The sequence below is a fragment of the Mesorhizobium sp. genome, from assembly GCF_024509055.1.
Taxonomy (GTDB): Bacteria; Pseudomonadota; Alphaproteobacteria; order Rhizobiales; family Rhizobiaceae; genus Mesorhizobium.
This window is the reverse complement of record NZ_JANINM010000301.1, coordinates 24,763-35,006: the sequence shown is the minus strand read 5'-3', so window position 1 is coordinate 35,006 and position 10,244 is coordinate 24,763. Positions and strand designations below refer to the sequence as shown.

Here is a 10,244-nt window from a genome sequence, read left to right as displayed (position 1 = left end):
GCGGCATAGTTGCGATGCGTATCGGCGCAGATGGTGTAGTCCTCGCGTACCACGGCCAGGGTGCCTTGCACAGATTTCGCCCTGCTCTCGGATGCTTCTGCAGAGGTGTCGGCAAAGAAGAAATTGTAGTGCTGGTCTGTGTGATGCGGTGAGGTCGGATTGATCCGGCTAACGTTCATGCCGCCATCGAAAAGCGACAGCGTCCAGTTCGGCCACATCCAAAGCCATTTGCCGCGATAGAACAGGCCGTCTTTCGGCGGTGCGGTCATCCGGACATAACCGGGATGGGCGGTGGTCTGGAAAGCTTCGAAGTCGATGGCAGCGTAGAACGAGGGATGCGTGCCAGGGATGTGGTAGCCTTCGACGAAATTGTCGGTGTAGATTTTCCAGTTCGCCGCAAAGCTGACAGTGGCCTGATCGGTGGCGGCATAGGTCTCCAGCGGCTCGTCCGCCAGTTCGTCGGGCAGAGAGCCAAGTTGATCCAGAAGGCTCTCCTTCGGGTCGAATGCCGCGAAGAGCAGCCCGCGCCATTCGGACAACTGCACCGTCTCCAGCGGCCAGTCTTCGGCGATGATCGCGGGATCCTTGCCATACCATGGGGCCTGCACCAGCCGTCCGGTGTCGGCAAAGGACCATTTGTGATAGGGACAAACGATCAGCCCACATTTGCCCGCGCCATCGGCCAGAAGTTTCGCCCCCCGGTGGCGGCATACATTCTTAAATCCGCGCAAGGTCCCGTCCCGGCCCCGGACGGCGAAGATCGGCGTGCCGGCGATGTCGATGGCAAGGTATTGACCGGACGTCGCGACCGAGGCGACAGGCCCCATGAACTGCCAGGTGTGCGCGAAGATGCTGCGCCGTTCCTGCTGCCAGATGTCATCGCGGACATAAAGCGACGGGTCCAAGTTCAGGTATTGCACGGGCGGAGTGTCGAGTGGCGGGTGGTCGCGTCGCAAGGTATCTGGCGTCATAGGCTAAGCTCCAGTTGCGGCAATCCTGTCGTAAGCGAGGCGACATCGCAAGGGAATTGGCTCTGCTGCGCACAGCCTGTAAGCCGGCGTGCAATTAGCCACCTGACGGCCTTGAACATCAGCTGCCGATCAACCACTACACTACCATCATCCCATCTCAGCCACCCCTGGCCCCGCCACCACCTCCCGCTGCATCACGGCGGCAAAGAAGCCGTCGGTGTCGTTGCGGGCGGGCGTCAGCGACAGGTAGTCTGGATGGGCTGAATTCGTCAGCTGCGGCGCGGCCTCGCGCAGCGGCACGACACGAAAAGCGGGATGCGCAGTGAGGAAAGCGGCGACCTGTTCCTCGTTCTCCTGCGGCAACAAGGAGCATGTCGCGTAGACCAGCCGTCCGCCGGGTTTCACCAGACGCGCTGCGCTCGTCAGAATTCGGGCCTGCAGCGACACGAGATTGTCCAGACCCTGTTCCTCCGCCGCGCGCCAGCGCGCATCGGGATTGCGCCGCCATGTACCGGTGCCGCTGCATGGGGCGTCCACCAGCACGCGATCGAACCCACCCTTGTGGCGCTTGACCCACTTATCGGTCTCGCTGGCCAGGAGCCTCGTCTCGATATTGTGCAGCCCTGCCCGCCGGAAGCGCTCGGCGCCGCGCTTCAGGCGGCCCTCCATCACATCGCAGGCGACAACGTGGCCCTTGTTGTTCATCTGCGAGGCGATGGCCAGTGTCTTGCCGCCGGCTCCGGCGCAGAAATCGACCACGCGGTCGCCCGGCCGGGCATCGACCAGAATGGCGACGAGCTGCGAGCCCTCATCCTGGATCTCCACCTCGCCGGTTGTGAGCATCGGCAGGCTGGCCAGCGAGGGGCGTTCATCCACGCGGATGCCGTAGGGAGCCATGGCCGACGGCTGCGCCCGCAAGCCAAGATCCGTCAACGCGCGCAGCATGGCCTCGCGCGTCGACCTGATCGGATTGACGCGCAGGTCCAGCGGCGCCGGCGTCAGAAGCGCGGCCATCTCGGTCCCGAACGCTTGCCCGAAACGGCGTCGCAGGGGACCAGCCGCCCAGGATGGGCACTCGAGGCGCACCTCTTCCGGCATGCCGGGGTGGTCGATCGTGCATCCCTGCAATTTGACCAGCAGCGCGTGCTCGTGATCCGTCAGGGCGGCAGGCGCGAATTTCGCGCCATTGAACAGGCGTTTGATCTGGTCGGGCGCCCTGCCTTCTTCCAGCATGAGCCATCCGAGCAGCCGGTTGCGGGGCACGTCCTCGCGCCCATGCCTGCCGAGCCACCAGCCGAGCCGTGCATGGTGCCTGAGAAGCGCGTAGAGCAGTTCCAGAATCTGGCCACGGTCCCTGTCGCCGATATAGCGTCGTGCGCGAAACCAGGCCGAGACGATAGCATCGGCGGGACGCGCGACGCTGTCGACTTCATGCATGAGTTCGATTGTGGCTTGCAGGCGGGCGGCAGGGTTCACGGAACGGGGATCAGGTTGGAAAGACGGCTATATAGGCGATGGAGGTGCTGCTGGCTATTGTCTGGGCCCGCCTGCCAACGGCTGCACTACGCCGCCGATACAAGTCGAACTGACGGTTTTGGAGCCGGAACCAGACAGTCCGCTTTTGGAATTGCCCATCGAGAAGCCGACGGGCGGGCTACTTGGCTGTAATCGATTGCATCTCCATGGACGGAGCGGCCCAGCGCGACTTCTCACGGGGGCCAAGCTGCGTTCTGAAATTGGGTCATATCCTCTTGAAGCTACCAGGGACGGCGAATGCAATGGTTCGGTCGGTAGGTGGTCGGGACTGCGTCCATGGCTTTACTGTATTCGGAACAGTTTGGAATGAGCCCTAGCTTGATGGCCTGAGCGACACATCTGCCGCCAACGTTCGAGGTACTTTCCTGAGAAAGACAATCTTCTAGCGTTGTTATTGAAACTGGCGGCGGAGCCTTGATCGAGCTATAACTGATCCGGCCGGAGCGAATGGATACGACCGTTACATCGCCTTTGTTCCATCTAGCACGGTCGAAGACGTAGTAGAGATTGCGCTTGTCAGGATGTTTTGACGCTGTCGCTGCGTAGATCGTCATGACAAGCACATTGGCAAATGACCTCACTCCCGGATCAACTTTCGTATCCGAATCCAAGGCAGGTATCTCGAGCCGTCCCCCAAGCTCAGAGGCAAGCTCTGAAAGCGCTTCGCCATCGCCTTCTCGCGCCATTGGCCAGAGCAGCGCCCACTGCTTTTGACATTGGTTGTTGTAGTAGGCGTCTGCGGCAACCTTCAGACGCTCCTCACGGGTCAAATTCGACGCCGCGCTTGATGTCCCTGTAAGATCGCATCCGATGACAAGGGAAGAGATCAAAAGACCGCAACCCATTTCCACTATAAACCGGGTTGATACGGCGACTGATTCAATTGCGTTTTGCAAAGAAACGCGCTGCGTCATGCAAATAGGCCTCCTGAACAATAAAGATGACAATCTCTTGTCAAATCTAAGACGTCTCGTCAGACGTTTGACGAAATGCCACTCCATCAGCGGGTCGAGCAGGAACTCCAACACCCGCCGGCCGCCGGTCTTGACCTCCGTCGTTACCGACATGCCGGGCGTCGGGGTCACATAGATGATAACTGCTCGGTCGATTGACCCGCCGGGTCAGTCCGTCCTGAACGTCAATTGCAGAGGTCCGTATTCTGGGCGTGTCGCGCCTGCCAGGGGCTCGATTACGCTGCGAATGCCTCGGAGCGTTCGCGGACTGCGGCTTCGAGCAGCCAGTCGACGAAGCGGGCGGCGTCGGGATGCAGGTCTGCGCCAAGGGGTTCCAGCAGATGGAACGCCTCGTCGATCGGAACTTCGAGATCAAATGGCGCAAACAGCCTGCCGGATGTCCGTTCTCGCCCGGCAAGCGACAACCGCCCGAGCGCCACTCCGCCGCCTTGTGCCGCGATTTCGAAAGCGGTCAGCGAGGTATCGAGCTGCAGCCCCTGCCCGGGGTCGACCGCTTTCGCCTTGGCGGCATTCAGCCAAATCCCCCAACCTTCCTGATATCCGAGCACATGGAGCAACCGGTGTCCCCGCAGGTCGTCGGGCCGCTTCAGCGGCAGCCTTTCGGCGAGGCCAGGGGCGCAAAGCGGCGTGATCGTCTCCCATGTCAAACGATGGCTCCGAACGCTGCTCCAGCCGCCGGTGCCGTACTGGATGTCGAGATCGAAGACGTCCGTGTCGAAGGCGTCGTTCCAGACGCTTGAGATTATCCTGATGTCCTTGCCCGGATTACGATCCAGGAAATCCGGTAGGCGGGGCGCCAGCCAATTGACCGCAAAGGACACCGCGCATCGCACGGTCAGCTCCTTCGCGCGGCGCCCTCCGAACACTTCTCGGGTACCGATTGCCAGGCGCTCGAATGCGTCGCGGACCTTCGGCAGATAGGCCTCGCCGGTCTTGGTCAATTGCAGGCTGCGAGGGCGGCGGACGAAGAGCTGATGGCGCAGGTGAAGCTCAAGGGATTTGACGTGCTTCGAAATTGCCGCCTGGGTCAGGTTCAGCTCCATGGCGGCATTGGTGAAACTGAGGTGTCGCGCGGCGGCTTCGAAGGCGCGCAGCCAGATCAGAGGCGGCAGATCGAGTTGCATGCGCCACATCGAACCTATGCATAACAGAAACAGGGTCATTGTCTGCGAAACGGTTGTTTGACGCAACCCACCCTGCCGGGACATTTCAGAGCTCACTATCCCTGGCGACACTGCGGGAGGCTCAACTTTGAACCCCACAAGAAACGGAAACCTTTCCCACGGGTCCGAACGAGCCGACATGGCAGCCGCCTTTCGCTGGGCCGAGCGTCCTCGATGAGGAAGGTAGCAACTACAGCCAGTAATACAGCCCGAGGATTCCTATGTTTTCGTTCTTCCCAACAGCCCGCGTCCGCCCATCGCCCTTCTTCGAAGCCGCTTTAGCGGAGGGCATGGTGGCGGCGAATGTCTACAACCGCATGATCATGCCCACCTCGTTCGGCGACCCGGAGGGAGAATACTGGCGGCTGATCAACGGCGTTTCGCAATGGGATGTCGGCGTGGAACGACAGGTGCAGCTCAAGGGGCCGGACGCGGGACGGCTCGCGCAGATCCTGTCACCGCGAGATCTCTCCACCTGCAAAATCGGCCAGGGAAAATATGTGCCGCTTTGCAACCATCGGGGCACGCTCATCAATGACCCGATCCTGCTGAAGCTCGCCGACGACTTATACTGGCTCTCGATTGCGGACAGCGACATCTGGCTCTGGGCGAATGCCATTGCCGCGGAACGCGGGTTGAATGTCGAGATCAGCGAGCCCGACGTTTCGCCGATGGCCCTTCAGGGACCCAAGGCCGAGGATGTGGTGGCCCATGTTGTTGGCGACTGGGTGCGTGCACTCAAGTACTTCTGGTTCAAGGAAACCGAGATCGAAAGCATTCCCGTCGCCGTACAGCGGTCCGGGTGGTCCAAGCAAGGCGGGTTCGAGATCTACCTGAAAGATGGATCCCAGGGCACGAAGCTCTGGAACATCTTCAAGGAGGCGGGCAGGCCCTGGGGGATCGGTCCCGGAGCGCCGGCGACCGCCGAGCGAACGGAGAGCGGACTCGTTTCAGTCGGCGGTGACACCGACGACGATACCAATCCCTTCGAAGTGCGGCTGGGCAAGTATGTGGATCTCGACGTCCCTGACGATGTCGTCGGCATCACGGCGCTTCGCATGATCAAGGCCGAAGGGCCGAAGCGCCACCAACTGGGTCTCATTCTCGATGGTGCAACACCCGCGCCACTCGGCACCAAGCGCGAAGATGTCATCGTCAACGGCGCCAGGGTGGGGGTGATGACCAATTGCACGTGGTCGCCCCGCATGCAGGCGAACATCGGATATGCCCTGATATCTGCTGCAGTGAAGGCAGGCGAGACTGTCATCGTCGAGCGCCCCAGCGGCCCGACCGCCGCAAGGCTTGTGGAGCTCCCATTCCTATGAGCAACGACGCACCCTGGCTCCAGCCAAGGCCCGCCAACTACGTCCCGCTGACACCCCTTTCATTTCTGGAGCGCACGGCCGACCTCTATCCTGACCGCCTGGCGATCGTCGATGAGGAGCGGCGCTTTACCTGGAAGGAAGTGCGCCAGCGCTGCGAAAGTCTGGCCGCCGCCCTTCTGGATATAGGCGTAAAGCCGGGTGACGTGGTTTCCGTGCTTGCTCCCAACACGGCGGAGATGTTCGAGGCCCAGTTCGCCGTGGCAATGGCTGGCGCCGTTCTCAACACAATCAACATCCGCCTCGATGCCGAGACTATAGCCTATATTCTGGATCACGCGGAAACCCGGGTGCTGATGCTGGACAGTCAATGCGCGGCATTGGCGCAGGAGGCCTTGCAGCGCATCAAAGGTGATCGGCCCGTGATTATCGATCTCGGCGGGCCGGGGGATGCCCTGTCAGGCAGCCTGCGACATTCCGATCTGGTTCAATCGGCAGCCGCCGATTTTCGCCCAATGTTTCCAGCGGACGAGTGGCAGACCCTGTGCCTCAACTATACGTCCGGCACCAGCGGCAGGCCAAAAGGCGTGCTCTACCATCACCGTGGCGCCTACCTCATGGCCTTGGGCACTATCGCCGGCTGGGGCCTGTCAGGCCATCCGACATATCTCTACACGGTACCCATGTTCCATTGTAACGGCTGGGGCCATGCTTGGACCATGACCGCCCTTGCAGCGACCGTCGTCTGCTGCAGGCAGATCTCGGCCAACGCCATTTATGATGCCATTCGCTCATTCGGCGTCACTCATTTCGGCGGCGCGCCCACCGTGCTCGGGATGCTCGTCGAGGCCGCCGAGGCGAAACGGCCGGCGCTGCCGCATGCGGTCCGGGTGATGACGGCAGGCGCGCCTCCGCCTGCTGCTATCCTGGAGAAAGTCGAGGCGCTCGGCTTCGACGTGATGCAGGTCTACGGCCTCACGGAAACCTACGGTCATGTCGTTCAATCCATTTGGGCTGAAGCATGGGACGGACTGGATGTCGCGCAGCGCGCGACGATCAAGGCGCGCCAGGGCGTGCGCTTCCCGATGATGGAAACAGCCGAGATCCGGGATGCTCAATCGGGAACGCGCCTACCCCAGGATGGGGTTACGATGGGCGAGATCGTATTGCGCGGCAACACAATCATGAAAGGCTATCACAAGGATGAAGAGGCCACTGAAGCTGCCTTTGCCGGAGGCGCGTTTCATAGCGGCGACGTTGCCGTGCAGCATCCCGATGGCTTCCTCGAAATACGCGACCGGTACAAGGATATCATCATCTCCGGCGGGGAGAACATTTCCTCTATCGAGGTGGAAGCCGCATTGTATCGCCACCCGGCCGTCAGCGCCGCCGCGGTCGTGGCCAAGCCCGATGAGAAGTGGGGCGAAACGCCCTGCGCCTTCGTGGAACTGAAGCCGGGCGCGAATGTCACCGCGGACGAGTTGAACAAGTTCTGCCGCCAGCATCTTTCCGGCTTCAAGGTGCCCAAGAGCTACCTCTTCGAAAGCCTGCCGAAGACCTCTACCGGAAAGATCGAAAAATACAAACTGCGCGAAAAAGCAAAGATGATGCCATGACGAATCCGGAATACATCACCATCGAGACAGACGGCCCGGTAACGATCGTTACGCTGGCGCGCGAAGACCGGCGCAATGCAATCAGCGAAGATATGCTGCTGGAGATAGAGAACGTGTTCCGCGCGCCGCCGGAGGGCACGCGATCATTCGTACTTGCGGCCAAGGGCGATCATTTCTGCGCCGGGCTGGATCTCCGCGAGCATTACGACAAGGACCGGTCCCCGATCGAGTTCATGACGATGTGCCAGAAATGGCATCGCGCTTTCGACATCATTCAGTTCAGCGGAATCCCGGTGATTGCCGCTCTGAAGGGGGCGGTCGTCGGCGGAGGGCTTGAACTGGCGGCGGCCGCCCACGTGCGCATTGCCGAAGAAGGTACCTTCTTTGCCCTCCCGGAAGGCCAGCGCGGGATTTTCACCGGCGGCGGGGCGACCGTGCGTGTGGCCCGTATCGTCACCCCGGCGCGCATGGTCGACATGATGCTGTCGGCCCGCACCTACGATGCGCGGCGTGGCCTGGATCTTGGTCTGTGCCACGAAGTGATGGAGGCTGGGCAAGCATTGCCACGCGCCAAGGAATTGGCCGCACAGGTCGCACGTAATCCGCCAACCACCAATTTCGCTATCGTCACCGGCATATCCCGCATCAATGACATGTCCACCACGGATGGCCTCTTTGCGGAAGGACTGCTTGCCGCAGCGGTCCAAACCAATCCGGACATCAGGGATCGGTTGGAGGCGTTCTTCTCCAAGAAGACCAAGCGCCTTGAACCAGGCGCGAGTTGACATTGACGATGACCTATACCCCACCCATCCCCCAGGTCCTTCTGGCGATGCAGACTGCGGAGCGGTTCGCCGCGACGCAGAGCGGGGAACTTTCCATTGATGACGTTCGCGCAATTCTCTCCGAGGCCGGGCGTTTTGCCAGCGAGCGCATCGCGCCCTTGAATCCTGTTGGTGACCGAATCCCGACAAACCTCGACGAAGGCGGGAAGGTGACCACGCCGCCGGGCTGGCGCGAGACCTACCAGGCCTGGTGCGAGGCAGGCTGGAACAGCCTCACAGGACCAACCGAGTATGCCGGCCAGGGGCTTCCGACCTCGCTCGCCGTGGCTTGCACCGAGTTCTGGAATTCGTCCTCCATGGCTTTCGCGCTCTGTCCGCTTTTGACTGCGGGCGCCATCGAAGCCATTTCCGAACACGCCTCTCAGGAACTCAAGGACCGATACCTGCACAAGCTTGTGTCCGGTGAATGGACCGGAACCATGAACCTGACAGAGCCACAGTCCGGTTCCGATCTTTCAAATCTTCGTTGCAAGGCCCAACGAGCGGACGACGGCAGCTACCGCATCATCGGCAACAAGATCTTCATTACCTATGGCGAGCACGATTGCTCGTCGAATATCGTGCACTTGGTCCTGGCTCGGCTGGAGGACGCGCCCGCGGGCACGCGCGGCATCTCCCTGTTCCTGGTTCCGAAGACCCTCCCCGACGGCTCGCACAACGATCTGAGGTGCCTTTCGCTTGAGCATAAGCTCGGCGTTCATGGCTCGCCGACCTGCGCCATGGCTTTTGGCGACAACGGAGGCGCAAGGGGCTGGCTCATCGGCGAGGAGAACCGCGGGCTCAATTGCATGTTCACGATGATGAACAATGCGCGGCTCCTGGTCGCCACGCAGGGGGTCGCTCTCGCGGAGCGCGCCACGCAGGCCGCATTCGCCTATGCAAGGGAGCGCCGCCAGGGTCGTGCCCCAGGCAACGACGAAATCGCCAGTCCCATTATCCGCCATCCCGATGTGAAGCGAATGCTGCTTGAGATGCGATGCAAGACCTCGGCAGCGCGCATGCTGTCCATGGCGACGGCTTCAGCACTTGACTCGAGCGTGAGGGCGCAGACGGAGGACGAAAGGCGACGTGCCCACGCACGGGCTTCGCTGCTGACGCCGTTGGCCAAGTCGTACTCGTCGGATATCGCGGTGGAAGTGGCCTCAACCGCAATCCAGGTCCACGGCGGCATGGGCTACATCGAAGAGACCGGCGTCGCGCAATATTATCGCGATGCGCGAATTCTTCCGATTTACGAAGGCACGAACGGCATTCAGGCCATCGACCTCGTCACGCGCAAACTGCTCCTTGAGGGTGGGGAGACACTGTCTCAAGTTCTGGAGTCTTGCCACAGAACATTGTCTGCCTTCACTACCGAGCCATCCGCCCTGCAAGCCGTAACAGATGCCGCGGAGATGGCGAAAATGCTCTGCGACAGGCCAGGAAGTCAGTTTTCACTCGCCGTCGCCGTACCGTTCCAGCGCGCCCTGGCCGCGGTTGTTGCTGGGGCCCATCTGGGTGAAGCCGCGGTGTTGGGACGGGGCGATGCGCTCGAGGCGGAAGCCGCAACCAACGCTCGGTTTTTCATCGGGGTCGAGTTGCTGTCGGCAGTTGCCGCTGCGAAAGCGGCAATATCCTGTGCCGATGCGACGGTTTCGATTGAACTTGCATGACCTGCCATACTAGCGACTGGGAACAAAGCCAACTTGGCACAAGTAGTCAGGCCGCCCAAACTCAAGAGCAAGTCGGCACGGCGCAGCCGGGCAAAAGCCACTGCCAAGGCAGCTCAACTGGCGGACGCTCCTTGTTCGCGTTGGCGACAGTCCGCAGGCAACGCG

8 protein-coding genes are annotated in these 10,244 nt (G+C 61.4%); 4 read left to right on the top strand and 4 right to left on the bottom strand.

Features of this window, described 5'->3' with window-relative positions; genetic code table 11:
• From Q0L57_RS13830 to Q0L57_RS13815, 4 genes are all read right to left on the bottom strand, one after another.
• Positions 1-971 (bottom strand): aromatic ring-hydroxylating dioxygenase subunit alpha (locus tag Q0L57_RS13830; RefSeq protein WP_296743494.1); only part of this gene is annotated, 971 nt, incomplete at its 3' end.
• A gap of 147 nt (positions 972-1,118) precedes the next feature.
• The gene (locus Q0L57_RS13825) at positions 1,119-2,408 is read right to left on the bottom strand and encodes an RsmB/NOP family class I SAM-dependent RNA methyltransferase (protein WP_296743492.1); all 1,290 of its coding nucleotides are present in this window, start codon (positions 2,406-2,408) and stop codon (positions 1,119-1,121) included.
• A 320-nt stretch (positions 2,409-2,728) separates the two neighbouring features.
• On the bottom strand, positions 2,729-3,574 hold the full coding sequence (locus tag Q0L57_RS13820; RefSeq protein WP_296743491.1) for a hypothetical protein: 846 nt from the start codon (positions 3,572-3,574) through the stop codon (positions 2,729-2,731).
• Positions 3,575-3,696: 122 nt separating this feature from the next.
• Positions 3,697-4,605 carry a LysR substrate-binding domain-containing protein gene (locus Q0L57_RS13815; RefSeq protein WP_296743488.1) on the bottom strand — a complete coding sequence of 303 codons (909 nt, stop codon included), beginning with the start codon at positions 4,603-4,605 and terminating at the stop codon, positions 3,697-3,699.
• Positions 4,606-4,865: 260 nt separating this feature from the next.
• Here Q0L57_RS13815 and Q0L57_RS13810 point away from each other — a divergent pair, with 260 nt between their 5' ends.
• Genes Q0L57_RS13810 through Q0L57_RS13795 form a run of 4 tightly spaced genes read left to right on the top strand, consistent with a single transcriptional unit; the run spans position 4,866 to position 10,079 of the window.
• Positions 4,866-5,969 (top strand): glycine cleavage T C-terminal barrel domain-containing protein, encoded by a 1,104-nt coding sequence (locus Q0L57_RS13810; protein WP_296743486.1) that lies wholly within the window; start codon positions 4,866-4,868, stop codon positions 5,967-5,969.
• Complete coding sequence (locus Q0L57_RS13805; RefSeq protein WP_296743484.1) at positions 5,966-7,582, top strand: AMP-binding protein; 1,617 nt, start codon at positions 5,966-5,968, stop codon at positions 7,580-7,582. Before Q0L57_RS13810 ends, Q0L57_RS13805 begins: the two co-directional genes overlap by 4 nt.
• On the top strand, positions 7,579-8,367 hold the full coding sequence (locus Q0L57_RS13800) for a crotonase/enoyl-CoA hydratase family protein (RefSeq protein WP_296743482.1): 789 nt from the start codon (positions 7,579-7,581) through the stop codon (positions 8,365-8,367). Before Q0L57_RS13805 ends, Q0L57_RS13800 begins: the two co-directional genes overlap by 4 nt.
• Positions 8,368-8,414: 47 nt before the next feature.
• Positions 8,415-10,079, top strand: coding sequence for an acyl-CoA dehydrogenase family protein (locus Q0L57_RS13795; RefSeq protein ID WP_296743497.1), 1,665 nt, complete (start codon positions 8,415-8,417; stop codon positions 10,077-10,079).
• Positions 10,080-10,244 lie beyond the last annotated feature (165 nt).